General features: G+C 54.4%; 19 protein-coding genes and 3 pseudogenes. 18 read left to right on the forward strand and 4 right to left on the reverse strand.

Features of this window, described 5'->3' with window-relative positions:
• Positions 1-188: 188 nt before the first annotated feature.
• Positions 189-1157, forward strand: coding sequence for a Gfo/Idh/MocA family oxidoreductase (locus AWJ19_RS28835; RefSeq protein WP_068728624.1), 969 nt, complete (start codon positions 189-191; stop codon positions 1155-1157).
• A gap of 142 nt (positions 1158-1299) precedes the next feature.
• On the opposite strand, the pseudogene AWJ19_RS28840 reads toward AWJ19_RS28835, so the two are convergent.
• Together AWJ19_RS28840 and AWJ19_RS28845 are read right to left on the reverse strand one after the other, a co-directional pair.
• A pseudogene (locus AWJ19_RS28840) lies at positions 1300-1982 on the reverse strand (CidB/LrgB family autolysis modulator).
• Entirely contained in the window at positions 1979-2350 is a 372-nt protein-coding gene (locus tag AWJ19_RS28845) for a CidA/LrgA family holin-like protein (protein ID WP_068728625.1), read from the reverse strand. The pseudogene AWJ19_RS28840 and the gene AWJ19_RS28845 overlap by 4 nt, the downstream one beginning before the upstream one ends.
• Positions 2351-2460: 110 nt before the next feature.
• Between AWJ19_RS28845 and AWJ19_RS28850 the strand changes: the two genes are divergently transcribed.
• The 7 genes and pseudogenes from AWJ19_RS28850 to AWJ19_RS28880 all read left to right on the forward strand — a co-directional run bounded on the left by AWJ19_RS28850 (position 2461) and on the right by AWJ19_RS28880 (position 12114).
• On the forward strand, positions 2461-3381 hold the full coding sequence (locus AWJ19_RS28850; RefSeq protein ID WP_198536663.1) for a LysR family transcriptional regulator: 921 nt from the start codon (positions 2461-2463) through the stop codon (positions 3379-3381).
• Between the two features lie 112 nt (positions 3382-3493).
• Positions 3494-3775, forward strand: a complete 282-nt coding sequence (locus AWJ19_RS28855) for an aspartyl-phosphate phosphatase Spo0E family protein (RefSeq protein WP_068728627.1) — start codon at positions 3494-3496, stop codon at positions 3773-3775.
• A gap of 142 nt (positions 3776-3917) precedes the next feature.
• The gene (locus AWJ19_RS28860; RefSeq protein ID WP_068728628.1) at positions 3918-5330 is read left to right on the forward strand and encodes a DNA-binding protein; all 1413 of its coding nucleotides are present in this window, start codon (positions 3918-3920) and stop codon (positions 5328-5330) included.
• A 244-nt stretch (positions 5331-5574) separates the two neighbouring features.
• Positions 5575-6027 carry a MarR family transcriptional regulator gene (locus tag AWJ19_RS28865; protein WP_068728629.1) on the forward strand — a complete coding sequence of 151 codons (453 nt, stop codon included), beginning with the start codon at positions 5575-5577 and terminating at the stop codon, positions 6025-6027.
• Positions 6020-7780 carry an ABC transporter ATP-binding protein gene (locus AWJ19_RS28870; RefSeq protein ID WP_068728630.1) on the forward strand — a complete coding sequence of 587 codons (1761 nt, stop codon included), beginning with the start codon at positions 6020-6022 and terminating at the stop codon, positions 7778-7780. The genes AWJ19_RS28865 and AWJ19_RS28870 overlap by 8 nt, the downstream gene beginning before the upstream one ends.
• Positions 7777-9675 carry an ABC transporter ATP-binding protein gene (locus AWJ19_RS28875; protein ID WP_068728631.1) on the forward strand — a complete coding sequence of 633 codons (1899 nt, stop codon included), beginning with the start codon at positions 7777-7779 and terminating at the stop codon, positions 9673-9675. Before AWJ19_RS28870 ends, AWJ19_RS28875 begins: the two co-directional genes overlap by 4 nt.
• Positions 9676-9874: 199 nt before the next feature.
• Positions 9875-12114, forward strand: a pseudogene (locus AWJ19_RS28880) (MMPL family transporter).
• Positions 12115-12225: 111 nt separating this feature from the next.
• Here the strand turns inward: AWJ19_RS28880 and AWJ19_RS28885 are convergent.
• Both AWJ19_RS28885 and AWJ19_RS28890 read right to left on the reverse strand, forming a co-directional pair.
• Positions 12226-12537: an antibiotic biosynthesis monooxygenase gene (locus AWJ19_RS28885; protein WP_068728632.1), complete on the reverse strand. Its 312-nt coding sequence runs from the start codon at positions 12535-12537 to the stop codon at positions 12226-12228.
• A 52-nt stretch (positions 12538-12589) separates the two neighbouring features.
• Positions 12590-14158, reverse strand: a complete 1569-nt coding sequence (locus tag AWJ19_RS28890; protein ID WP_068728633.1) for an FAD-dependent oxidoreductase — start codon at positions 14156-14158, stop codon at positions 12590-12592.
• A 148-nt stretch (positions 14159-14306) separates the two neighbouring features.
• On the opposite strand from AWJ19_RS28890, the gene AWJ19_RS28895 reads away from it, so the two are divergent.
• The 10 genes and pseudogenes from AWJ19_RS28895 to AWJ19_RS28940 all read left to right on the forward strand — a co-directional run.
• On the forward strand, positions 14307-15674 hold the full coding sequence (locus tag AWJ19_RS28895) for a spore germination protein (RefSeq protein WP_068728634.1): 1368 nt from the start codon (positions 14307-14309) through the stop codon (positions 15672-15674).
• Positions 15674-16777 (forward strand): GerAB/ArcD/ProY family transporter, encoded by a 1104-nt coding sequence (locus tag AWJ19_RS28900; RefSeq protein ID WP_068728635.1) that lies wholly within the window; start codon positions 15674-15676, stop codon positions 16775-16777. The genes AWJ19_RS28895 and AWJ19_RS28900 overlap by 1 nt, the downstream gene beginning before the upstream one ends.
• Positions 16774-17868, forward strand: coding sequence for a Ger(x)C family spore germination protein (locus AWJ19_RS28905; RefSeq protein WP_068728636.1), 1095 nt, complete (start codon positions 16774-16776; stop codon positions 17866-17868). Before AWJ19_RS28900 ends, AWJ19_RS28905 begins: the two co-directional genes overlap by 4 nt.
• 76 nt (positions 17869-17944) lie before the next feature.
• A complete protein-coding gene (locus tag AWJ19_RS28910; protein ID WP_068728637.1) occupies positions 17945-18340 on the forward strand; it encodes a transcriptional repressor in 396 nt (131 codons plus the stop codon).
• 237 nt (positions 18341-18577) lie between these two features.
• Entirely contained in the window at positions 18578-20572 is a 1995-nt protein-coding gene (locus AWJ19_RS28915; RefSeq protein ID WP_068728638.1) for a methyl-accepting chemotaxis protein, read from the forward strand.
• Between the two features lie 91 nt (positions 20573-20663).
• Positions 20664-21476 (forward strand): uroporphyrinogen-III synthase, encoded by an 813-nt coding sequence (locus AWJ19_RS28920; RefSeq protein WP_068728639.1) that lies wholly within the window; start codon positions 20664-20666, stop codon positions 21474-21476.
• A 196-nt stretch (positions 21477-21672) separates the two neighbouring features.
• Complete coding sequence (locus AWJ19_RS28925) at positions 21673-22305, forward strand: ThuA domain-containing protein (protein WP_068728640.1); 633 nt, start codon at positions 21673-21675, stop codon at positions 22303-22305.
• A 103-nt stretch (positions 22306-22408) separates the two neighbouring features.
• Positions 22409-22795 (forward strand): polyhydroxyalkanoate synthesis regulator, encoded by a 387-nt coding sequence (locus tag AWJ19_RS28930; protein WP_068728641.1) that lies wholly within the window; start codon positions 22409-22411, stop codon positions 22793-22795.
• Positions 22796-24471: pseudogene (locus AWJ19_RS28935) on the forward strand (AarF/UbiB family protein).
• Between the two features lie 412 nt (positions 24472-24883).
• Positions 24884-26137 (forward strand): DEAD/DEAH box helicase (locus AWJ19_RS28940; RefSeq protein WP_157890110.1); only part of this gene is annotated, 1254 nt, incomplete at its 3' end.

Genomic DNA, 26137 nt, shown 5'->3' on the forward strand with positions numbered 1-26137 from the left:
AGGGGAAGTTTGGAACTGTAGGAGCGTCAGCGACCGCCTTTGTCTGCGGATTTCCACCGCGAACAGCGGTAAAATAAAAGAAATCTGCAGACAACAGCGGCCGGAAGTCCAAACATTCCCTGTAGTCGCCCTACGCCAGATTGGAATTCTTGAATTCATTTTAAATAGCACCCACAGGAGGAAAAGACATGACACTGAATATCGGAATTGTAGGCACCGGCTGGTTCTCCAAAGTACACGCGGATTTGCTGGCGGGGATGGAGGATGTCTCCCTGAAAGCGGTCTGCGGCAGCAGTAAAGCCAAAGGCGAAGAGATGGCCCGTCCTTACGGGGCGGAGGGCTACGGTGAAATAACAGAGATGCTGGACGCGCAGAAGCTCGATGCCGTCTATATCTGTGTGCCTCCGCAGTCGCACGGGGCCATTGAGCGGTCGCTGATTAAGCGGGAGATTCCGTTCTTTATCGAGAAGCCGCTTGGATCAAGTACGGAAATTCCGGCGAGCCTGCTGCAGGATATCAAGGAGAAGAATCTGCTGACCTCTGTCGGCTACCACTTCCGGTATCAGGAGAACATCCAGCGGCTGAAGGCTGCGCTGCAGGGGGATAAAGTGGGCATGATCGTCGGACAGTGGATGGGCGATATGCCGGGCGTAGCCTGGTGGCGCAACCAGGAGCAGTCCGGCGGACAGTTCACGGAGCAGACCACCCATATCGTTGACCTGCTGCGTTATCTGGCCGGTGAGGTGACCGAGGTGTACGGCCTGTTCGGCAACCGGATTATGCATGAGAAGCATGACGGAGTGACTGTAGCCGATGTCGGGACTGTATCGCTGAAGCTGGCCAGCGGTGTAATCGCCAATATTTCCAACACCTGCGTGCTGCCGGGAGGCGTAGGACGCAGCGGCATCAGCTTCTATAACGACAACGGGCTGCTGGACTGGAATCCGGAGCGTCTGCTGGAGGTGCGCAGCGGCGACAGTACGGAGCATGCCAATTCCGGCAATCCTTATCTGACAGAGAGCGAGGCGTTCCTGTACGCTGTGCGGACCGGTGACCGCTCGCGGATCCTGAGTGATTATGAGGACGGGTACAAGACGCTCAAAGTGACCTGCGCAGCCTTCGAATCCGCACAGAGCGGACTGCCGGTGAAGCTATAAAAAAAACCACAAAGCGGGGCTTGCGCTTCGATTTACTTCAAGTACTTTGCGGGAGCCCCAAAACATATATTTTCGAATTTTTATAAAAAAAGCCGCAGATCGGTTAGCGGATCTGCCGGCCATCGGCCCAAGCGGGGTCGGCCTAGTGGAGGAAAACAGTGAGCAGCGCCGGCGCAAGGCCAATGGAGAACAGCGCGGTCAGTATCATCGAAATACTTGAGATGGTGCCGGTCAGCGAGCTGAGCTCGAATGCTTTGGAGTACCGGTACCGTGCGCCGCGGTTCCCAGCGAAACACCGCGCGCAATTTCATTGTCAATGCGGAAGAGGCGCAGGACAGAGGGTCCCATCATCGTGCCCAGCACACCGGTCAGGATAACGAAGACTGCCGTGATGCTCGGAACGCCGCCGATGCTCTGGGAGATGCTCATGGCGATCGGTGTAGTGACCGAACGGGGCACCAGGCTGTTAACCAGCTCTCCGCTTAAGTGCAGCCATTTGGCCAGCAGCATTGAGGAGAGCACGGCAATAACCGTTCCTGAGAGCACGCCAGCCGCAATTTCGGCGGCGTGCTTTTTGAGCACCTTGAAGTTTTTATGGAGTGGGATTGCAAAGGCGATGGTTGCCGGCTGCAGCAGATCCGTCAGCCATTTGCCTCCCGCATTGTAGGATTCATACGAAACACCGGTCAGAAGCAGAATACCGATTATGATCAGCGGTGTAAGAATGAGCGGAGAGCAGTACATTTTGCCGCTGGTTGTGTAGATCCGTTTGGCCAGCAGATACACCAGCAGTGTGATCCCTAACAGAACCATTCCTGTAATCATAAGCCTCTACGCTCCTTTACTTTATAGATAGCTCCTGTCAGAAGTCCTGATCCGGCCATTACGGCAAAGGTTCCGACAAGTACAACAGCCAGCACCTGCAGGCCGTTCACCTCAAGCAGACCGGTATATTTCATGACTCCGACCGCGGAGGGGATGAAGAACAGCAGCAGCTCGGCAAGCAGCCAGGAAGCGCCGACCTCAACCCAGCTCAGCCGGATTGCCCCGGCCTCCAGCAGCAGAAACAGGATAAGCATGCCGATGATGCTTCCCGGAACCGGAAGATGCAGCAGCGGAGTCAATGTATTGATAAGCATGGAGAAAACCGTAAGTCCGGCAACCTGCAGCAAGCCTATAATTAATTTTTTCATAAGGCTTCGCCCCTTTCATTATATTGAAAGTTTACAACAATTATTTTCATAGGTAAAATGAATAGATTGAATAAGTGACATTCCATTTATCTATGCATGAGGTGAACGATTTGGATATCAGACAGTTACAGTATTTTGTGCAGGCGGCGCGGCTGAAGAGCTTCTCCAGAGCGGCGGAATCCCTGTTCATCACCCAGCCGACCATCAGCAAAATGATCCGTAACCTCGAAGAGGAGCTTGAAGCGGATCTGTTCTACCGAGAGGGGAAAAGCATCAGGCTGACTGATGCAGGTGAGATCCTGCTGGCCAAGGCACAAAATATTGTGGAGTCCTTCGCCAATCTGTCCGCAGAGCTGGACGGCCTGCGCAAGCTGCAGCGCGGGCATATCCGCATCGGCCTGCCGCCGATGGTGGGGGCGAGCTTTTTCCCTGCGGTGATCGGAGAGTTTCACCGGCGTTATCCCGATGTGACCATCCGGCTGCACGAAGACGGAGCCAAAAAGGTGGCGGATGATGTAGAGACGGGGCTGCTGGATATCGGGGCGGTTGTGCTGCCGGCGGATACGGCGAAATTCCACTGTTTTACTTTCGTTGAGGAGAAGCTGGAGCTCCTGGTGCCGGCGGGGCACCGTCTGGCTGGAGCGGAGAGTGTGGCGCTGGGGGAGCTTGAGGCGGAGGAGTTCGTACTGTTCCGTGAGGATTTTGCCCTGCATGACCGGATTATTACCGAGTGTGTAAAAGCGGGATTTCAGCCAAACGTTGTCTATGAGAGCTCGCAATGGGATCTGATCAGCCGGATGGTGGAGGCCGGGATGGGCATTGCCCTGCTGCCGGAGACGATCTGCCGGGATATGGACCGGACACGGATTGCCGTCATCCCGCTTTCTGAGCCGGTTATCCCCTGGCAGCTGGGGATGATCTGGCGCAGGGACCGCTATCTTTCCTTCGCTGCGCGGGAATGGATCGCTTTTGCCATGGAGGTTCTGGGGGAGCTCTATCTTCCGCCGGGAAAAAATGTTAAAATGAAATAAATGTAAGTCCAGCTGTAAGTTCATCGACATTTTTTTCTTTTTTTTCAAAATATGTTTTTTGGCATCATGCCTTATGATAGGAAAGAAGTTGATAGAGGGCAGGTGACTGATTATGAAGTTTTACCGCGGTTCCCACGAAGATCGAAGCGATTACCGAGAAGATGAGCTTTTTTTGACTATAGAGAGCCTTAGAAGTGAACTGCTGGAGGTCGCACAGGAACGCAGCCTCAGTGATCATATGGTAGTTGAACTGAGCCAGCGTCTGGACGGTTATATTGTTATGGCCCAGAACAAAATGATGGAGGGTCTGAGAAGCCGCCAGAAGGAACCTGCCCATTACGGAACCATCTCCAAAAGCAAGCGTGTAAGAAGCAAGTCTGCACTGCAGCAGTAATACCGCTTGAGCATGTTCACCATAACTTAGTGCGTCATTGTAGGCCCCGCCTGTGCGGGGCCGTTTTGTTGTGCTTTCTACAGACAGTACCTATAATGGAATTAAAAACAAGTTTAATTCGCATTGTTAAGGAGGGTGCCGGGTGGAGAACAAGCTGACAACATTACGTTCTGAAATTGAGGACAATCTGTCCCGCTCCGGACACAGCCTCGCATCGTTTGCCAAAATTTCCGGCCTTAACCGCGGCAGCCTGAGCGCCATTCTCCATGGTAATCCCCCAAAGCCCGTCTCCCTGGGCCAGCTGGATACATTAACAGAGGCGTTGGGATATCCTGAAGGGTGGTTCTATCCGCTTTATGTGGAGGAATGCTTCAGTGAAGAAAAGGTCTCGCGGCGCAGGGCGGAGCCTTTTTTGATCCGCTGTGCCATCACTGGAAGGAAGCAGTGTGTAGACGAAACCATAAACCGGATGATGGAATATCAGAAACCGCTGGATATCATCTATTCGGTGGCGGAGAAGCTTTTTGCCTGCGGAAAAATCCAGGAGTCCAAACCTTTCTATAAAATCATTGTGGAGCATGAGCAGGACAGCTATTCGGAAAGGATGGCCATCAGCCAGTACCGGATCTTCAAGGCGCTGGGAACCGTTGCCGATATGGAGGATATGCTGCGGGCGGTCATCGCCTTTGAACCGTTCCGCGGACGTCTGCCAGAGCATCTGCAGCTTGAAGGGCTGCTGAAGCTGGCCAATGTCTGTTTTTCCCTGCACAGGTGGTGCGATATGGAGAAATATGCCGATGAGCTCAGAGGCTTGGCAAGCGGGATCTACCGGGAACAGCTCAGGAAGAAAGCCGGAAGGCGAAGCGAGGGGCTGCAGCTGCTGCGGCCGCTTGTACTGTATTATGCCCAGGGGCATCTGATGAAGGCCACTTCACTCGCCAAGCAAGGGAAATACGGGGAGGCCATAACTTTTACAGACATGTATGCTGACCTCAGCTGGTTTGAAATGCTGGATGAGGAGGGCTTGCGCCTTGTCGATGCGTTCAAGTCGTTTGCCGTCGGAAACCGCTATACACTCGAGCTTCTGAAGGGGAACAGTGCCGTTCTGCCGGAATATATAGCCTACCTGGCTGACTATCCTGCTGAAGTGCTGGCAGGTCTGGTTAGTATTCTGGAGGCTGCCAACCGCTTCGGCTTCTCTGTCGACCATGTACTCGAGCGGTTTTCCAGGGAGATGGCCGGCTTTGACCGGTTCAAGGATTATATTAATATTGACCGCATCTACCGGCTGGGTTATCAGCTGGCTGTATATTATCTGGAACGCGGGCAGGCTCAGCTGGGGGTCAATTCTATTCTGCAATGTCTCAAGACTGCCGTTCAGCTGAACAGCGCCAGGGATATGATTGAATGCGTTGCCTTGTTTGAAGCAAACCGAGGACAGGCAACCGGGGAGCAGCTGCAGAAGTACACTGAGCTGATCCAGGGCCTTGTCCCCAAAAAGGACAGCGCTGAAGAGGGGCGGCCGCTCTCCGGCGTAACAGAACGCTCTTTCTGATACAGGATTTATACGCTCCTCCGCTTATAAAGCGGGGGATTTTTTGTCTAGTGCGGCCGGGGGCCTTCGTTCGCCATTCCGTAAAAATTGATAGCGCATTCAGTGTTTGACAAAGACCGGGCTTGAAAATATAATTAGGTAGCCTAATTAATATTGTATTTAATTATTAGTAGACCTAACTAAAAACGAGGAGGCGGGACACGTTGGGATAGAGAGCGAAAATCCAGTCGCTCAACGGCTGTTTATGGCCCTGCGGCTGCTGCGCAAAGCCCATGTGCATCAGACTGTAGACGGTCATAAGCCGAGTGAGATGACTTTACTGATATGCCTCGCGAGGAAATCACGTTTACCTGAGGAAGGGCTCAAGGTTTCCGAAATCAGCCGGCTGCTGGGGATCACGCCTCCCACGGTTACCCAGCTGATTAACAGTCTCGAGGCCAAAGACATGGTGGAGCGTCAGCCTGACCCTTCCGACCGCAGAGTGGTGCGGATCCGGCTGACGGAGCAGGGCAGGGTTGTTACGAGAAAGGCGCGGAATTATATGGACGCCTCACTGGGTAAGCTAGTGGAATATTTGGGTGAAGAAGAGAGCAACCATCTGGCTGACTTGCTGACGAAGGTGCAGACATTCATTGAAGAGAATCCGCGGCCTGATCTGGACCTGTTACAAACGAACGGAGATGAGAAGATTGATTAAATTGTTAAAGGGACTGGGGCCCTTTCGGTGGGGCGTAGCAGCAGTGCTGATTCTGGTCTTTCTGCAATCTATGGGGGACCTGTACCTTCCAACCCTGATGTCCGACATTGTGGATAAAGGGATTGTGCAGGGTGACCGCGCTTATATCTGGAGAATCGGCGCTTACATGCTGCTGGTTGCCGGCGGCGGCGCGCTGTGTTCGGTAATCGCAAGTTATCTGTCGGCCAAGGTAGCTGCCGGCTTCGGCCGGAACACCCGCTCGCGGATGTTCGAGCATGTCGAGAATTTTACGCTGCATGAGTTTGATAAGCTGGGCACTGCCTCGCTGATTACCCGCACTACTAACGATATTACGCAGGTACAGACAGTATTGACTATGATGCTGCGCATGATGGTCGGCGCTCCGATGATGATGATCGGGGGGATTATTATGGCGGTGTCCGAGGACGCCAAGCTGTCCCTGATTTTTGTTATTGTCATTCCGGTACTGGTTGGAGCGATATTCCTGATCGGAATGAAGGGGCTTCCCCTGTTCAAAGCCATCCAGGTGAAGCTGGACACCCTGAACCGGGTACTGCGTGAGCATCTGACCGGAATCCGGGTTATCCGTTCATTCAACCGTATTGAGCATGAGAATAAACGCTTTACTGCAGCTAATAAAGACCTCACGGATACAGCGATTAAGGTTAACAAAATTATGGCCGGCCTGATGCCTATTATGATGCTGGTTATGAACTTCTCCATGATCGGCATTCTCTATTATGGCGGAATCCGGATCGGCGACGGCGACCTGCAGGTCGGCTCGCTGATGGCTTTTATCCAATATGCGATGCAGATTATGTTCTCACTGATTATGGTTTCAATGATGTTCGTGCTGATTCCCCGGGCTTCAGCTTCCGCACTGCGGATTAATGAGGTGCTCGATATGCAGCCGGAGATTGTAGATCCTGCTTCAGGAGCCCTTCAGGCTACAGCTGACGCGAAGAAGCAGGACGGGCGCGACAGCCTGCGCGGCTATGTCGAGTTCGACAACGTCTCCTTCTCTTATCCGGGAGCCGAGCAGCCCGCGCTGTCCGGAATCAGCTTCAGTGCACGTCCGGGTGAAATCACCGCCATTATCGGCGGTACCGGATCAGGTAAATCGACGCTGCTAAGCATGATTCCCCGCTTCTATGACGTAATAGAAGGCGCCGTGCGGGTAGACGGCGTGGATGTCCGCGAGATGACGCAGGAGGATCTGCGCAGCAAGATCGGTTATATTCCGCAGAAGGCTGTATTGTTCACCGGAACCATCAATGAGAATATTCGCTACGGAAAAGAGGATGCAACCGATGAAGAAATCATCCACGCGGCCAAAGTGGCCCAGGCCTATGATTTCGTATCGGCAATGAAAGAAGGCTTCGACTCGCCGATTGCCCAGGGCGGCAGCAACGTCTCCGGCGGCCAGAAGCAGCGCCTGTCGATTGCCCGGGCACTGGTGCGGAAGCCTGAGGTGTACCTGTTCGATGACAGCTTCTCCGCACTTGACTTCAAGACAGATGCCAAGCTGCGCGCTGCCCTGAAGGAGGAGACGACGGAATCGACTGTACTGATCGTTGCCCAGCGGGTCAGCACCGTTATGGATGCAGACCGGATTATTGTGCTGGATGAAGGCCGGGTGGCCGGCATCGGCAATCACCGCGAGCTGATGGAGAATAGCGAAGTGTACCGCGAGATTGTATCCTCGCAGTTGTCAGAGGAGGAAATAGCATGAGTGAAAGAAATCAGCAAATGAAGCCTCCGGCGCGGCGGGGCGGCGGCTTCGGTCCCGGGCACGGCGGACCCGGCATGGGGATGCCTCCGGAGAAGGCCAAGGATTTCAAGGGTACGCTCCGCCGGCTGATCACCTACCTGCGGCCGCGTCAGGTGCAGCTGCTTATCGTCTTAATCACAGCTATAGCCAGTACGGTATTCAGCATCTTCAGCCCGAAAATAATGGGGAAGGCGACGACCAAGCTGTTTGAGGGAGCTTACGGGATGCTGACAGGCGTACCAGGGGCAGCCATCGATTTTGATTATGTGAATAAAATTCTGCTTATTCTGGGTGGACTGTACCTGTTCAGCTCCGTATTCAGTTACGTTCAGCAGTATGTAATGGCCGGAGTTGCCCAGAAGGTAGTATTCGATATGCGGGAGCAGGTGAACAGCAAGCTGGAACGGCTGCCGCTGAAATATTTTGATTCCCGTACCCACGGGGAGATTCTCAGCCGGGCAACCAATGACGTAGACAACATCAGTACAACGCTGCAGCAGAGCTTGACGCAGCTGATCACGTCCATCGTGACCATTATCGGGGTTATCATCATGATGCTGACGATCAGCCCGTGGCTGACCCTGATTACAATAGTCACTCTGCCGCTAAGCTTTGTGGTGATTATGGCTATCACGAAGCGTTCCCAGGGACACTTTATCGGCCAGCAGAAATCATTGGGCCAGCTGAACGGACACGTTGAGGAGATGTACACCGGACACCGGATCGTCAAGGCGTTCGGCCGGGAGCGGCAGTCGCTAAGCGAATTTAACAAAATCAATGACGATCTGTATAACTCGGGCTGGCGTTCCCAGTTCATGTCCGGGATGATTATGCCGCTGATGATGTTCATCGGTAACCTCGGATATGTGCTCGTCTGTGTAGTCGGCGGGATCTTTGTAACCCGCAAAGTGATTGAAGTCGGTGATATCCAGGCCTTCATCCAGTATTCACGCCAGTTCACAATGCCGATTACCCAGACAGCCAATATAGCGAACATTATCCAGTCGACGATCGCTTCAGCTGAGCGTGTCTTTGAACTGCTTGATGAAGAAGAGGAAGTGCCGGAAACCGCAGTATCCCTGGCTAAGCCTGCAGATCATGTTGAAGAGGGCGCAGTTGAATTCCGTCATGTGAAGTTCGGCTACAAGCCCGATGCGATTCTGATTGAAGACATGAATATCGACGTTAAGCCGGGACAGACGATTGCGATTGTCGGACCGACCGGCGCCGGCAAAACGACGCTGATCAACCTGCTGATGCGTTTCTATGAAATCAGCGGCGGGGAGATTGTCATCGACGGTGTGAACATTACGGAGATGAAGCGCAGTGAGCTGCGCAGCAAGTTCGGTATGGTGCTGCAGGACACCTGGCTGTTCAACGGCACCATCCGTGACAACATCGCTTACGGCCGTGAAGGCGCAACGGAAGCCGATGTGGTCCGGGCTGCCAAGGCTGCCCATGCTGACCACTTTATCCGTACGCTTCCGCTCGGCTATGATACGATCCTGAATGAGGAAGCTTCGAATATTTCCCAGGGACAAAAGCAGCTGCTGACGATTGCCCGGGCCATTCTGGCCGATCCGTCGATCCTGATTCTGGATGAAGCCACCAGCAGCGTTGATACACGGACCGAAGTACAGATCCAGAAGGCGATGAAGACACTGATGACCGGACGAACCAGCTTTGTCATCGCCCACCGCCTGTCGACGATCCGCGATGCCGATCTCATTCTCGTAATGAACCAGGGCAGCGTGATTGAAAAAGGCACCCATGTTGAGCTGCTGGAGCAGGGAGGCTTTTATGCCGATCTGTACAACAGCCAGTTCTCCGGCGACGATCTGCCGGATGCAGGCTGAATTACACCTTTATAACTTAACACCGGCACCGCTCCTGTATTTGTAGGAGCGGTGTTTTTATTTGGAGAATGGTGGCAAAGATGAAATTCGAAGCTGTATTTTTGAAAAAAGGATTTGCTTAAAAATTTCCGGGTATATATGATAAGGATAATAAAATGACCCGCGGCTCATTTTTGTAAAGGGGCGGGGCAAAGAGAGGATGAAAAGGATGTCGGGCTACGGGAAATGGGTGGCTGGCCGTACTACAAAGTGGATCACCTTGCTGGTCTGGATCGTGCTGGTGGGAGTGCTCACGCTGTTATGGCCTTCCGTAAATTCACAGGTAGTCAACAATGCGCAGAACCTTCCGGAGACCTCGCAGTCGGTCCGGGCAGCGGCTGTTGCCGATCAGGAATTTCCGGGCGGCAGCGGTGTGCCTGCACTGCTGGTGTGGCACCGTGACGGCGGATTGTCGGAAGAGGATTTAGTACATATTATTGCCTTGTACGGCAAGCTGGAGCAGCAGCCGCTGCCGCATCAGAATTTTGTGCCCCCGCTGGGCCAGCTGCCTCCACAGGCGCTTCAGGCTTCATTGTCAGAGGACCGCAGTACGCTGGTTACACCGGTGCTGTTCGACAAGTCGGCAGACAGCGATCAGCTGGGCGAAGGCATCACGGAGTTAAAGACGCTCGTCCGTGAAGAGACAGGCAGTGATCCGGCTGCAGCCGCTGTGGACAGCAGTGAGCTGAGCCTGCGCGTATCGGGGCCGGTCGGCATTTCGATTGATGCTACAGGCTTATTTGAGGATGCGGACGTATCCCTGCTGATAGCAACTGTAATTCTTGTGCTTGTATTCCTGCTGCTGATCTACCGCTCACCGATTCTGGCGCTGATTCCGCTGGTAGCTGTAGGTTTTGCCTACGGAGTTACAAGCCCTCTGCTCGGATTAATGGCCCGTGAGGGCTGGATTACCGTAGATTCACAGGCGATCTCCATTATGACGGTTCTCCTGTTCGGGGCAGGAACGGACTACTGCCTGTTCCTGATCTCGCGGTTCCGTCAGATGCTCAAGGTCGAGGAGAACAAAGGACGGGCGCTGCTTAGCTCCATCAGCCACTCCTCCGGAGCGATTGCGATGAGCGGCTTTACAGTGGTGCTCGCGCTGTTCGCATTGCTGCTGGCCAAATATGGGGCCTATCACCGCTTCGCTGTTCCGTTTAGCGTGTCCATTCTGATTATGGGGATTGCCAGCCTGACGCTGGTACCGGCGCTGCTGGCGATCTTCGGGCGGATGTCGTTCTTCCCGTTTGTGCCGCGTACCCCGCAGATGGAGGAGGAACGGGCAAGGGCCAAGGGCAAGCCGGCTCCGAAGCCGAAGCCGCATAGAACCGGCCGTAAGGGGATTGGCGGCCTGGTAGTTTCCCGTCCCTGGACGATTGTAGCTGTAACGATCATCGGCCTGGGCATTTTGGCCTCCTTCTCCACCGGCATTAAATTTACGTATGACCTGCTCTCCTCATTCCCTGAGGATATGGAATCCCGGGAAGGCTTTGATCTGATCGGCACACAGTTCTCCCCCGGCGAGCTGGCTCCCGCCAAACTGATCATTGATACAAAGGGTCAGGTGAGCGGAGAGGATTTCAAGGTCATTCTAGGCGGGCTGTCCTATGTGGATACCGTATCCGATGCGCAGCAGGGGGCAGTGAATCCGCAGGTTATCGGCTTTGACCTGGAGTTCAAGGACAATCCGTATTCCCTGAAGGCGATGAGCCATATTCCGGCGCTGCTGAATACAGCGGAGCAGGCTCTGGTTGAATCCGGCTTTGACGAAGCTCAGGCGCGTGACAGTGTATGGGTGAGCGGGCAGACGGCCACTCAATATGATACAAAAGAGCTGGGCGAGCGTGATACCGACCTCATTATTCCGGTCGTTATCGGCATGATTACCCTGCTGCTGCTGATCTATCTCCGGTCGGTTACGGCAACCGTCTATCTGGTCGGTACCGTTATCCTTTCCTTTTTCTCGGCGCTCGGTCTCGGCTGGATTATTATCCATTATGTACTGGGTGCGATGCGATCCAGGGGGCTATTCCGCTGTACTCGTTCGTCTTCCTGGTTGCGCTTGGCGAGGACTACAACATTTTCATGATCTCTAACATCTGGAAAAAGCGTAAGGTGATGCCGCTGAAGCAGGCCATTGCCGAAGGGGTTAATGAGACCGGCTCGGTCATTACTTCTGCCGGGCTGATCCTGGCCGGCACCTTTGCCGTCCTGGCCACCCTGCCGATCCAGGTGCTGGTGCAGTTCGGCATCATCACCGCCATCGGTGTGCTGCTGGATACCTTTATCGTCCGGCCGTTCCTGGTGCCGGCGATCACTATGCTGTGCGGCCGCTGGGCGTTCTGGCCCGGCAAGCATGAAGAGCCGCGGCAGCCGCAGCCATCCGGCGGCGTTGAATAAACCGGCGGCGGACTGACCGCCGGAAACACAAACAGGGATGCCCCGCTGGCCTTAAGGCCCGGCGGGGCATCCCTGTTTGCGCATGTACCGCCCGGCAGCCAGCCCGGGCGGCTATTCCCCCGGTCTGCGGCTGAGCAGCAGCTCGTATTTATCGAGTGAAGCGCCAAGGATCGCTTCATTATGGCCTGCACCGCGGTGTGACTCGCGGAAGGCCGGGCTGGCCGTCCAGCCGTTGAAGGCCTCCTCGTTCTCCCACACCGTGCTGATTTTCAGCTCCTCGGCGCCGTCTTTGGCTGCGCTGTGCCACACCTCCATCCGGACAAAGCCGGGCATTTCCTGTACGCCGTTTGATCCGCCAAAACGCTCTGCCAGAGCAGCGCCATGACCTTCCTTAACCTTAATCGTGTTCGTAACAACCAGCATAGCCGTTCCTCCTCCAGTAGGATTTTAATGCAGGGATCAGCGGAGCGCGATGCTACGCATCCGCTTCAAGCTTGGTCAGCGGAACTGTAGCAGGCCCTTCCAGCACATCGCCTTCATAGGAGAAGCGGGAGCCGTGGCACGGGCAGTCCCAGGAGCGTTCGGCGTTGTTCCACTCGCATTCGCAGCCCATATGGGTGCAGGTGCGGTCCACCAGATGCAGCTTGCCCTCAGGATCGCGGTAGGCGCCGGCCCTCTTGCCGTCATGGAAAACAACCGCCCCTTCGTCAGCACCGAGCTCACTGGTCTTCTTGCGGACAATCTCCACCTTGCCGGCCACCAGCTCCTTGGCGACATTGGCATTCTGCACAATGAAGTTCTTGATTGACGGGCGCGCCTTGAAGCGGGACGGATCATACAGCCCGCTGTAGCGGTTCGCACGGCCCATAATCTGGTCGGTGATGATCTGAGCCGCCAGTGTGCCGTTCGTCATACCCCATTTGCCGTAGCCGGTAGCGATATAGATTTCTTCGTCCTCATCAGGTTTGCCGATATAAGGAACCTTGTCCAGCGTGATCAGATCCTGGGTCGACCAGCGGTACGGAATCTGTCTGCTTCCCAGCAGTCCTCCGGCGAACAGCTCCAGATTCTCATAATGCCCGAACGTGCAGATGCCTTGTCCGGTCTTGTGATTTTCGCCGCCCACAATGACGAGGTTTTGTCCGTTCCATTCCACGGCGCGCAGCGAGCGGGTAGGCTCTCCTGCACTCAGATACATTCCGCCTGCAAAGTCTGTTTCCGGCTGGACTGCAAGACAATAGGAGCGCTCCGCATGCAGGCGTGAGAAATACAGCCCGCCTCCGTCATAAAACGGAAAATGGGAGGCCGAAACCGCATGCCGGCAGCGGATCTGATGTTCACTGCCTTCGGTATACAGGGTAATACGGTCGCCCTTGTCCACCTTTTCGCCGATCATGGTGTGCTCGTAGACCACACCGCCCTTATCCAGCACGAACTGCAGCATTCCCTTCAGGTAGTGCAGCGGATGAAAGCGGGCCTGTCCCGGCAGCCGGATGGCTCCCGCCACCATCAGCGGCAGCGGAATATGGTCCAGCCATTCTCCCGGTATCCCAAGCTTCTGATAGGCCTCGAACTCCTGTTCCAGCTGCTTCAGTGTCTTGTCGTCGTCTTTGTCCGCATAGAGATAGGCATCTTCAGGATGCATATCGCAGGAGAGCCCGAGCTCCTCGGCTGTGTGGATTATCCACTTCATCGCCTCGCTGTTTGACTGGTAGTAAGCCCAGGCCTGCTCCTCGCCGAAATTCTTCATAAGGTCAGCATAGATCATCCCGTGCTGGGCCGTGATTTTGGCGCTGGTAAATCCGGTCGTTCCGCCAAGCACCTCACCGGCTTCCAGCAGAGTGACCTTGTAGCCTTCCTTGGTAAGCAGATAAGCCGCGGTAATCCCGGTAATCCCTGCCCCTACAATGGCTACATCTGTAACATGATCTTCCGCAAGCCTCGGAAAAGCAGGCAGCTCTGTTGTGCCTCTCCACAGGGATTCCGGAAATTGCGGAAGACCTTGTGAATCCTTATTCCCGGCTTGACCGTCTGTTGTACTCATCAGTGATCCCTCCATATGCACGATTCATTTCATTTATTACCACACTCCCGACAAAAGAAACCTAAACCCCCGTTTGTGCATGAAAGAAGTGATCCTGTGTAAAAATAAGGTTTAACTTCCGGAGAAATCCGGCTGAGGGGGAGTAAGGATGCCGGCACAGCAAAAACCGGAAAAGGTAACGCTGCAGGGAATCAAGGAGAAACTGGACAACTTCGCTGATCTGGAGGACAGGCTGCTGACAGCGCCGGCGGGAACGGGGAGGCTGTTGTATGTCAAAAGCATCACCGATCCGCAGATCGTTAACCGCAGTATTATCGCACCCTTTTACGAGATGAATGATACGGCAGCCTATGCCGAATATCTGGCGCACTACCCGGGAAGCGAAGCCGTAGAGAAAGGCAAACAGGTGCTGGACCTGATGCTCGGCGGCTATGCCTGCGTGGAGGTGGAGCAGCAGCTGATTTTCTTTGATGCGCTGAAGGCGGAGACCAGCAGTGTCAGCCAGACGGTGACGGAGAGCATCACACAGGGGCCGTCAGATGCGCTCACAGAGAATTTGGCGGTGAATCTGAACTTGATCCGCAGGCGCTACCAGTCAGCGGAGCTGAAGATGGAGTCGCTGCTGCTCGGAAATATCTCCAGAACAAAGGCAGCCATTCTGTATGATGACAGCAGAGTAAATCATCAGGTGCTTGACGAGCTGCGGGAGAGGCTGAGTACACTCCGGGTAGATATGCTGCAGGCCTCGGGTGAGCTGGAAAAATACATCAGCAGCGATAAGGTGCGCATTTTTCCAAAAACGATTGTAACGGAGCGGCCCGACCGGGTGGTCTTCAATCTGGCAGAGGGGAAAATCGCCATTATGCTGGATACAACAGGCTTCGCAATGATTCTGCCGGTAATCTTTAATGATTTCTTTGTAGCGATGGATGATAAAATCCAGCTTCCCTTCGTCGGCCGGTTCCTGAAGCTGCTGCGCATTATGGGGGTAGCGATGACGCTATGGCTGCCGGCGCTCTATGTAGCCTTCACTTCCTATAATCCGGAGATTATAAGGGTGCAGATTGCACTGCTGATTGCTGGAAGCCGCGCAACAGTACCCTATCCATCCTTTGTGGAGGTGCTGCTCATGCTGATCATGATGGAATTTCTGACGGAGGCGAGCCTGCGGCTGCCGCGGGCCATCGGGCCTACGGCGACAACGGTAGGAGGCCTTATTCTGGGGCAGGCGGCAACGGAGGCCGGACTGGTCGGCAATATTATGATCATCCTGGTATCGGTGGTCGCTATATCCAATTTCATGATCCCCTTGAATATGATGAGCTTTTCTATCCGTGTGCTTAAATACCTGTTTGTTGTGGCAGCCGCCGCAGTAGGGCTGGTCGGTGTCGTTGTCTGTCTGGTCGCTTTCACCATGTATCTGTGCAGCCAGCGCAGCTTCGGGCAGCCTTACTTCAAAATGTTCGTTCTGGACAGTCTGGGAGCTTCCGGCAGCAAGAAAGGCGGCGGGAGCTGATGAATCAGAACCGTTACTTATATTGGATGTTTTTGATGAACAGCCTCCTTAACATATTGAACTTTGTCCCGCGGGAGCTGATGGATGCCCGTTTCAAAGGGGCGCAGACGTCGATCCTTGTTGCTGCCGTGCTCGGGACCGTCTTTCTGTCTGTCTTTACCCTCCTGATCGCAAAGTTTCCGGGCAAAGGCATTCAGGATATTCTCGAAACCGCCCTGCCTAAATGGCTGACTATTCCGCTGATTATTATGTTTGCTTCCCTCTGGTGTGTTGCCGGGCTGATTACTCTGCTGTCCTTTGTGGATATTACACTGCGCTTTGTCAGTCCGGATACCGGACCGTATCTCGTAATCCTCAGTTTTCTTGTGCTGGTATGCTTCTGTGCACGCATGGATTCCCTGTCGGTTCTGTACGGAATGGAAATGATGCTGGCGATCATCCTGCCGCTGATTCTGTATGCGATTGTTAAAGCGCTGATTAATCCCGATTTCAGCTGGGATTCGGTGCTGCAGATCATGACTTATTCTGCCCATGCACCGGATCTGAAAAGCATCGCTGCCGCCACCTTCTCCTTCAGCGGTTATTTCAACCTGGCTGTCTTTAACCGGGTGCTGCCCAAGATAAAGATGAAGCACAGCTGGATTTTTGCGGTTAACGGGCTGGCTGTGCTGCTGCTTACTTTTTATGTGCCTATAGGCTATTTCGGGACGATCGGCGTGGAGAGGCATGTGTATACCTGGTTTTCTACAGCAGATAGTATCCGGATTAACACTTTTCTAATAGAACGGATGCTGTTTGTTTTTTATTTTGCCTATCTCACGCTCTCCCTCGTCAGCGTAACGGTTCACTGGCATGTCGGCAAGGAGCTGCTTACCGGCCTGTTCCGCCAGCGCAAACAGGCGAAGGCCAGAACTAAATTATGGAGAGATTTGTCTGTTCTCGCTCTGTTCAGCGGAATCACCCTGGCATTCATGGGATTTGACCAATATCAGCTTAATCAGTTTGGTGTTGTGTTTTTATATACGCGCTGGGCCGGAGAGCTGTTCATGATTATGCTGCTGTTCTATTGCTATGCAGTTGCTTACAGGAGGCGGAATGCGTGAGAAAACTGCTGCTGTACGCAGGAATTGTGCTGCTGTGTCTTACAACAGGGTGCGAGTATAAAGATATTGACCGGCGGATCTTTGTGGTTGCCATCGGCATTGATCCCGGGGAGGAGGCGGCCTTTAAGGTCAGCCTGAAGCTGGCTGTCCCCCAGGGGGAGGTAACCAAGATTGATGAGAAGATGCTGATTGTTACGCAAGAATCAAACAGCCTCTCTGAGGCGCTCCGCCTGATGAAATCAAAGGTGGAGAAGGAGCTGGACTATGTTCACTGCAAATCAATTGTGATAGGTGAAGCACTGGCCGGCCGGGATATCAGGCATATTCTGGACTGGGCGGTCAGGCGCAGGGATATCCAGCTGATTCTTAACTTTGCGATCGGGCGTCCGGCCGCACTGGATGTGCTTCAGGTCAAGCCCCCATCCGAGCGGATTCCCTCCAACTCGCTGATTATGGCCATGAGCGGAGAGGGGACGGAGTCCCCCTTTATCGCCAGCGTCTATTCCTACCAGCTGATGAGGGATATGTATGAGCAGGGCAAGGATCCGATCCTGCCGATTATCGAAGCAGAAAGCAAAACCCAGTTCCTGATTGACAAGGTAGCCCTCTTTGATAAACAAAAGCTTCAGCTGATACTGAATCCGGAAGAAACACGGCTGTTCAATCTGCTGACCCGGCCCGGTCTGAAGACCAATTTTCCGGCCAGAGTGGAAGATAGCGAGTTCCAGTACTATACAGAGAGCAGCAGCTCCAAATATAAAATCACAACATCTACTTCAGGCGCGCCGGTTATCCGCTACAGGATCAAGATTAAGGGCATTGTGGAGGAGAGCAGCACCCAGGAGCTGATTACCCATACTCTGCTGGAGAAAATATCGGAAGCCGGCGGGGAAGAGCTGAGCCAGTCGGTAAAGGCACTGCTCGAAAAAATCAAGGACAAGCGGCTGGATCCCTTCGGGTGGGGGCTGCGATACGGGACAAGGCACTGGAACAACGAAACGGAAGCAGAAGACTGGGAGGCACTGTATCCTGATCTGAAATTCGAAGTTGCCGCTGCTGTACGAGTAAAATACTCCGGGTTGATCAAGTAAATAGACTGGTGCCCAATTGACGCTGGAGGCTACAGGATTTATACTTGATCTAAAAATAAGTTAAAGGATGATAATGATGAGAAGCCTGAATTTAACCTCACAGCGGCAAGCCGTTTATGATATCGTCCGTAATTCGCATGACCACCCGACTGCTGCAGAAGTGATGAACCGGCTGGTAGAGCAGGGGCATAACCTTGCCTACGGGACTGTCTACAACTCCCTGCGCTATCTTGCCGATAAACAGATGATCCGTGAGCTGAAGCTGGGGGAGGCTGCAAGCAGATATGATGCGAGGATGGACGACCATCAGCATATCCTGTGCGAAGTGTGCGGAGCGGTGGATGAAGTGATGACCCATGTGCCGGAGGATTGGATGAACAGTGTAGCGGAGGAGACAGGTTATACCCTTTCCCATGCCCATGTTGTCTTTGGCGGAGTATGTCCGGCATGCAGGAACAAAACGGTGAACTAGACCCTGAACAGGGTTTGTGCGGACAGAGCGCCCATTTCCAATTGAATAATTAATATATAACAAAAGACCGCTTTCAATAAGGCGGTCTTTGTTGTGTTTCTATAAAAATTCTCAGTTATTATAGAAGAATAACGACATATACAGGTGAAAAAAAGGAATTCCGGCTGTGATATATAATTATATAACATGGACAACAACTCGTACTTAAGACCTAAACGAAAGAGAGCGTGAACCGCCTTGGGCAAAAGATTCCATGTAAACATCCGTATGAAGCTTACTCTTACATACCTGCTAGTCCTTCTGGCCCCCAGCCTGATTATCGGCTGGCAGACCTACGATTCAGCCAGCGGCAAAGTGGAAGAACAGCTGGTGCATAACGCTGCCGAGAGTGTTGGTGCGGTTAATGAAATTATCAATGCCAACATCGGATCCAAAATAAATGATATCAAGTACTTTGCGGCCCAGCTGTCTGCTGAGGAGATTAATGCAGAAGCTGCAGGGACACCGGCCGGTATCACGGCCCGGCTGAAGGAATATGCGGCGCTGCATCCGGATGTGCTGGATGTTTACGTGGGAACCAGCCGGGCAGGGGCGCTGCATGCCTCAGAAGTTGAGCGGCCGGAAGACTATGATCCCCGTAAAGAGAATTCCTATGTAAATGCCCTGAAGAATGGCAGCGGTATCGTCATTTCTCCCGCTTTTCAGACCGTGAATAATGAAACGGCTATTGCCATTTCGGCTGTGCTGGAGGGCGGGAACGGGGTAGTGGCTCTTGATCTGGACCTGTCGGCACTGGCAGAGCTTACAAGCATCAAAGTGGGCAAGCAGGGCTATATCTTCATTGTGGACAGCAGCAAGAAGTTTCTGGTGCATCCGACGGAACAGATCGGGCAGGAATCCTCCGAGCTGTTCATCAAAAAGATGTTCGAAGCAGAAAACGGTTCTTTTGATTACGTCTACAAAGATTTGGACAAAAAAATGACGTTTATGCAAAATGAGCTGACCGGCTGGAGAATCGGAGGCACGATTGATAAAAGTGAGGTTTCCGGTGCGACAGAGGAGATACGGCAGACGGCTTTTCTGGTCATTGGTATCTCAGTTGCACTGGCACTGATCCTGATCTACATTAATGTACAGTCTATTCTGCGCCCGCTGGCCCGTCTCCGTAAAGCTACAGCAGTAATTGCAGAGGGGGATCTCTCAGAGGATATCGGGGCGTTCCGCCGGGATGAGATTGGCATGCTAGCGGATCACTTCAAGGCGATGGTTGCAAGCCTGCGGGAGATGATTATCAGCGTGCAGGAGATGACTGATGAGGTGTCCTCCTCGGCCGAGGAGCTGGCTGCCGGAGCTGACCAGACCACCAGGGCCATTGAGCATGTTACGGTAGCCATCCAGGAGGTTGCCGCCGGCACAGAGCGCCAGGTGGACAGCGTAGACAAAGGGACGGAAAGCGCAGCGGCTACTGCAAGTGAAGTCCAGAGTATTTCCGGCTTCATGGAACAGGTATCGGGGATGATGGACAAGACCTCACAGTCCGCTGCGGAAGGGAATGAATCGGTAATCAGCGTTGTAGACAAAATCAATGGCATACATGAGACTGTGGAGGAGCTTGGGGCTGTAATTGATAAGCTTAACACACGCACAGAGCAGATTCAGGGCATTGTAGGTGTCATTACAGGCATATCCCGCCAGACCAATCTGCTTGCCCTTAACGCTTCTATAGAGGCGGCGCGGGCAGGCGAGCAGGGGCGCGGCTTCGCCGTCGTTGCCTCTGAGGTCCGCAAGCTGGCGGAAGAGTCGGAGAAATCAGCACGGATGATTTCGGAGCAGATATCCTCCATTAACGAGGAAATGAAGCAGGCTACGGCCACGATGGAAGATGCCAAGAACCGGGTATCGGACGGTATTATGGCAGTCGATACCACCGGACGTTCCTTCTCGCGGATCCGCAGGGCAGTGAAAGGGGCCGCAGAGAAGATCGAAGCCATGGGCGGAGCTGTGCATACCCTGGCGGCGGAAGCAGTCAGTATGGAGCGGGCGATCGGCGAGATCGGCAGCATTTCAAGGGAGGCAGCCGAGAATACCGAGACCATCTCTGCCGCAGCCCAGGAGCAGCTTGCAGCCGTCCAGGAGATTTCGTCATCGACGGCTAATCTGAGCCATCTGGCCGAGGAGCTGCAGAAGCTGGTAAGCCGCTTCAACCTGCATTCCGCAAAGAAGGAACAATAAAGAAATAGCTTTCATGGCGCTTTTCTTTTTACACCCTTTGCAAGTATACTGGTAGACAACAATGCAGGGTTAACGAGGGGGAGCGAAGATTATGGCAGAGCAATTAAAGGGGATTACCGTTGCCCTTGCGGGTCCGCGCAAATCGGAGGAAATGGCCAGGCTTGTCGGGAATATGGGCGGCATCCCGCTGTTCCGCCCGGCCCAGGGGACGGTTTTTCTGGATGACGGGGCGCTGCGTGAAGGACTGAATTCCTGGACACAGCAGCCGCCTGACTGGGCAGTTCTGACTACCGGCATGGGACTGGATGCGCTGTTCGGCATGGCTGAGGATATGGGACTCGGCGGCCGTTTTCTGGAGGTGCTCTCCGCTTCTTCCATTGCAGCCCGGGGATATAAGACCGTCAATGCCTTGAAGAAGCGCGGGCTTGTGCCCGTGGTGCGTGATGATGACGGAAGCACCAGCGGACTGATCCGCGGCCTGCAGGAATTCGATCTTGCGGGCAAGGAGGTTGTGCTGCAGCTGCATGGAGAACCCGCTCCCCGGCTGACTGCCTGGCTGGAGGCAGCCGGGGCTTCGGTCCGGGAAGTACAGCCTTACCGCCATACTCCGCCTGAGCCGGGGGCGCTGGAGCTGCTGCTTACCGAGATCCTTGAGGCGAAGGTGAACGCGGTGGCTTTCACCAGTGCGCCGCAATTCCGCTTTTTGTCACAGTATGCACAGGAGCAGGGAAAGCTTGCGCAGATGCTGGAGGCTTTTGAGCGTGAGGTGCTGGCGGTGTCTGTAGGCAAGATCACCTCCCAGGCGCTGAAGGAGGAAGGCGTCCAGAGAATCATTATGCCTGAGCATGAACGGATGGGCAGCATGTTCGTCGAGCTGGGGCGTTATGTGGCCGCAGGCCGTTAGGCGAGTAAAGAGTGTTGTTCCCGCTCCTGCCGGAGCGGGATTTGTTTTGGCGGATGCTGCCGCCGGCGGGTGTTTATTCATGCGGGGCTTTTATGAGATTACCTTGTGTCATCATGGACATCCTTGGCAGTTTTCCTTAGAATAGTAGCAACGTATACGACAAATGATGTGGACAGAATCATGAAGGAGGATCCCTATGGACAAGAGAAAATGCCTGCTCCTGGGCGACTACACCCATCCCCGTTTCCACCCTCTGCAGGGTGTGGATCAGCAAATCGGTGAAATTCTGAACGACCTGCTGACCGTTCAGTGTTCGGAGAATAAAAAACTGATGCTCGGTGAGCACCTGGCAGGATATGATTTATGCATAGCTTATAACGAGCTGTGGAATGAGACGGTTTCCCCCCAGCAGACCGCAGGTCTGCTGAGTTATGTGAGCGGAGGGGGCGGGCTGATCGTGCTGCATACCGGCATTTCGCTGGCCAAACGCTACGAGCTGGCCGGCCTGATCGGAGCCAGATTTACAACCCATCCCCCTTACACTCCACTGAACTTCAAAGTGCATGAGCATGATATTACAGAAGGCATAGAAGATTTCAAGCTGGATGAGGAGCCTTACCGCTTCGAGTTCGACCCGTTCACCGAAAAGACCGTGCTGCTGGAATACGAGGCTGACGGAGAGACATATCCGGCAGCCTGGTGCCACCGCTACGGGCAGGGACGGGTTGTATTCCTGATGCCCGGCCATCATGAGCCCACATTCCGCCATCCTGCGGTCCGCCAGCTGATTCTGGGGGCGGCCACCTGGGCGGCGCGCATTCCAAGATAACCATATTTGAGAGTAACCATGCCCCTTGCAGCCTAAATTTTGTGAAATAGGCCGTCAAGGGGTATACTTTATCCATAACTGCATTCTTTGGGAGGAAATAGCGATGAGTGATCTGTTCAAAAAAGCAATCTCATTAGGAGTAGGCCTCACCATTGTCAGCAAGGAAAAGGTTGAGAAGGTAGTAGATGAGCTGGTGAAACGCGGGGAACTGGCTCCCACTGAATCCAGAGCGCTGATTGACCGGCTTGTGGAGCGCGGCGAAGAAGAACGCGGTGCATTCAAGACAGCCGTGCAGGAGCAGGTTCAGCGGGTACTCAAGGATCTGAAGGTGCCTGTACAGAGCGATATCGCCGGGCTGGAGGCACGGATTGCTGTTTTGGAGCGCCGTGTAGCCGAGCTGGAAGGCGCTTCTGCTGATGCTGCACCGGCCCCAGTCTCTGATTCTCCCGGTTCCACTGAAGAACTTATTACGGATACGCGTACGGATTAAATGGCAGTACGAATCAGACATGCCGGGAGGTACCGGACCATTGCCATGGCGCTTATGCGTCATGGCTTCGGCTATATGGTGGAGGAACTGGGTCTCTACCACGTATTGTCCCTGCCGCGCCGGATTATGACGCATGAGGCCCACGCCGCCCTAACGCTCGGGGAACGCATCCGGAGGGTGCTGGAAGATCTGGGGCCGACCTTTGTTAAGCTCGGGCAGCTTGCCAGTACCCGCTCCGATCTGCTGCCTGAATCCATTATTGCCGAGCTGGTCAAGCTGCAGGATAGCGTACCGCCGTTCCCGGCGGAGACTGCCCGCAGTATTCTGGAGCAGGAGCTGGACCAGCCGCTGCATGATATTTTTGAAGCCTTTGATAATACGCCGCTTGCGGCGGCCTCGATCGGCCAGGTACACCGGGCTGTGCTGCACGGGGGCCGGCATGTGGCGGTCAAAATACAGCGTCCCGGTGTCACACGCACGATGCACCGCGACCTTGAAATTCTTCAGGATTTAAGCATCCTGGCTGAGAAAAAACTGGACTGGGCCAAGCAATACGGGCTGGCCCGGATGACCGAGGAGTTCTCGCGCTCCCTGCTGGCTGAGCTGGATTACGCGCAGGAGGGCCGCAATGCGGAGCGCATTGCGCCCAGCAGCCGGATCAGGCCAAGTCAAAAGTAGCGATCCCGGCAATCTACTGGGACTTTAGCTCGGCCAGAGTTCTGACGATGGAATACGTCAGCGGCATTACGCTGAACCGCCGGGAGGAACTGCTTGCGCGGGGGCAGAAGCTGAAGACCATTGCCCAGCAGCTGGTCGAAATGATGCTGGATCAGATTTTTATTCACGGCTTCTTTCATGCCGATCCGCATCCCGGCAACGTGATGCTGCTGGACAACGGCAAGCTGGCGCTCATTGATTTCGGAATGGTCGGGCGGCTCAGTGAAGAAATGAAGGACAGCCTGTCTGCCCTGGTAATTGCGCTGATGCGCAGGAATACCGACTCCATGGTACGGGCCATTCTGCGTCTGGGAGTCATTCCCGAGAATGCCGACCGCGCCTCCCTTCGGGATGACATGGACCGGCTGCGTGAGTCGTATTATGATATTCCGTTCAACCAGGTCAGCATCGGCAAGGCGCTGAACGATCTGTTCGGCATTGCCAGAAAGCACAGGCTGGTTATTCCGCCTGACCTCGCGATGCTCGGCAAAACGATGCTGACGCTTGAGGGGGTTGTGGCCAATCTGGACCCGGCCTTCAGTATTGTGCAGATGGCCGAGCCTTTCGGCAAACAGCTGGTGAAACAGCGCTTCAGCAGCACCCGGGTGCAGCGCAAGCTCCTTGGCGGCGTAGCCGATCTGGCCGAGAGCCTGATTGAGCTGCCTTCCCAGGCCCGCCAGCTGTCGGCGCTGATCAGCAGCGGCAAGCTGAAGGTTGAGGTCGGACTGCCGGAGCTTAAAAATCTGGAGCACAAATTCAGCCGGGTCGGCAACCGGCTGTCGTTCAGCATTGTGCTGCTGGCCTTCAGCATCATTATGGCCGGCCTGATTATCGGCTCTTCCCTGCGCGGCGAGCCGTCGCTGCTGTGGGATTTTCCGACGGTTGAGATCGGCTCGGTCATCGCCCTGCTGATGGTCATCTGGCTGCTGCTGTCCATTTTCAAGTCGGGGCGCTTTTAGCTGCTGTAGGGCCGAATTATTATTTTCAGGCAATTTACACAAAGACGCCAAGATCAAGTACAATAAGAAGGATAACTTTCTGAAAATATAAGAATGTATATGTTCTACACTATAAATTATCCTTATATTTCGCGCAGAAACGGATACCGTCCTGTTCAGGACGGGCAAAGCCGTTTTTACTTGGCTTACTGTTTCCGGGAGCTGCAAGCCGGACAGACTATTGTATAGAGTGTAATGGAACGCAAAAGGAATGCCGTCATGAATGTCCGGTGGATCGCTGCTGCCCCAGAAACCGTACTTTGACCGCACTTCTGGTGGCATAGGGCGGCACAAGGGACGGAAGGACCCGTGGAGGCGGGTTCTTCCGCTTTTATTTGCCCCTAAAGGGAAGTTGAGTACATTAACTTTGGACATGGATGCCAATAGGTTTTGGGTAACAGGACAGATTAACAAATTTAGTGAGGTGGAGCAATTGTCGGGATTTAAAGGGTTGGGAGTTTCAGAGGTGTTGAGTGATTTGCTGAAAGGACAAGGCATCGTCAAGCCGACGCCGGTACAGGAGGAAGCGATTCCGCCGCTGGTGCAGGGGCTGGACGTTATTGCCAGAGCCAAGACGGGAACAGGGAAGACGCTGGCTTTTCTGCTGCCGATTATGGACAAGATCCGCGTAGAAGCAGCTTATCCGCAAGCGTTGATTCTGGCGCCGACGCGTGAGCTGGCGCTGCAGATTACGGAGGAGGCGCGCAAGCTAGCCCGTCATACAGGCGTGAAAATTCTGGCCGTCTACGGCGGACAGGATGTGGAGAAGCAGCTGCGTAAGCTGGAAGGCGGCCGGCACCTGATTATCGGGACTCCGGGCAGACTGCTGGACCATCTGCGCCGTGAGACACTGGACCTGGGCGGCGTGAAAATGCTTGTACTAGATGAAGCAGACCAGATGCTGCATATGGGCTTTCTGGAGGATGTGGAGACGATTATTACGTCCGTCCCTTACCGCCGCCAGACGATGCTGTTCTCGGCAACGATGCCGGATGCGATCAAACGTCTGGCTGCAAATTATATGAAAGAGCCGCTGGACATCATCATCAAGAGCGGATCTTCAATTCCGCTGGAGAATATCCGCCAGCAGGTCGTAGAATGCTCCGACCGCAACAAGGAAGAGGCGCTGCAGGCGCTGATCGAGCGGGACCGCCCTTACCTGGCGATTATTTTCTGCCGGACCAAGCGCCGGGTCTCGAAGCTGAACGAAGCGCTGCAGGCTGCCGGCTATGACTGCGATGAGCTGCACGGCGATCTGTCGCAGGCTAAGCGCGAAGCCGTCATGAAACGGTTCCGCGATGCGAAGCTGCAGCTGCTGGTCGCTACGGACGTTGCCGCCCGCGGCCTTGACGTTGAAGGGGTTACGCATGTCTTCAACTATGATCTGCCGCTGGATGCGGACAGCTATATCCACCGGATCGGCCGGACCGGCCGGGCCGGCGGCAAAGGCCTGGCGATAACCTTCGCCTCGCCGCGTGAATATAACCTGCTCGACCTGATCGAGCACGGTACTTCCCAGCGGCTGGACCGCCGCCGCTACGAGAAGGATGAATTCGGCGTCGGCGAATTCACCTCTGTGCAAGGCGGCCCTGCACGGGGCGGCCGCCGCAGCGGTGGCGCCGGAGCC

The organism is Paenibacillus sp. DMB5, assembly GCF_001517085.1.
GTDB lineage: Bacteria > Bacillota > Bacilli > Paenibacillales > Paenibacillaceae > Paenibacillus_AQ.

Bases quoted from the DNA above. Each gene is read 5' to 3' on its own strand.
- AWJ19_RS28865 (WP_068728629.1), top strand. From the start codon at position 5,575: ATGGCCCTGCGGCTGCTGCGCAAAGCCCATGTGCATCAGACTGTAGAC.
- AWJ19_RS28925 (WP_068728640.1), top strand. From the start codon at position 21,673: ATGGACAAGAGAAAATGCCTGCTCCTGGGCGACTACACCCATCCCCGT.
- AWJ19_RS28885 (WP_068728632.1), bottom strand. From the start codon at position 12,537: ATGCTGGTTGTTACGAACACGATTAAGGTTAAGGAAGGTCATGGCGCT.
- AWJ19_RS28875 (WP_068728631.1), top strand. From the start codon at position 7,777: ATGAGTGAAAGAAATCAGCAAATGAAGCCTCCGGCGCGGCGGGGCGGC.
- AWJ19_RS28920 (WP_068728639.1), top strand. From the start codon at position 20,664: ATGGCAGAGCAATTAAAGGGGATTACCGTTGCCCTTGCGGGTCCGCGC.
- AWJ19_RS28930 (WP_068728641.1), top strand. From the start codon at position 22,409: ATGAGTGATCTGTTCAAAAAAGCAATCTCATTAGGAGTAGGCCTCACC.
- AWJ19_RS28910 (WP_068728637.1), top strand. From the start codon at position 17,945: ATGAGAAGCCTGAATTTAACCTCACAGCGGCAAGCCGTTTATGATATC.
- AWJ19_RS28895 (WP_068728634.1), top strand. From the start codon at position 14,307: ATGCCGGCACAGCAAAAACCGGAAAAGGTAACGCTGCAGGGAATCAAG.
- AWJ19_RS28900 (WP_068728635.1), top strand. From the start codon at position 15,674: ATGAATCAGAACCGTTACTTATATTGGATGTTTTTGATGAACAGCCTC.
- AWJ19_RS28835 (WP_068728624.1), top strand. From the start codon at position 189: ATGACACTGAATATCGGAATTGTAGGCACCGGCTGGTTCTCCAAAGTA.
- AWJ19_RS28845 (WP_068728625.1), bottom strand. From the start codon at position 2,350: ATGAAAAAATTAATTATAGGCTTGCTGCAGGTTGCCGGACTTACGGTT.
- AWJ19_RS28890 (WP_068728633.1), bottom strand. From the start codon at position 14,158: ATGAGTACAACAGACGGTCAAGCCGGGAATAAGGATTCACAAGGTCTT.
- AWJ19_RS28855 (WP_068728627.1), top strand. From the start codon at position 3,494: ATGAAGTTTTACCGCGGTTCCCACGAAGATCGAAGCGATTACCGAGAA.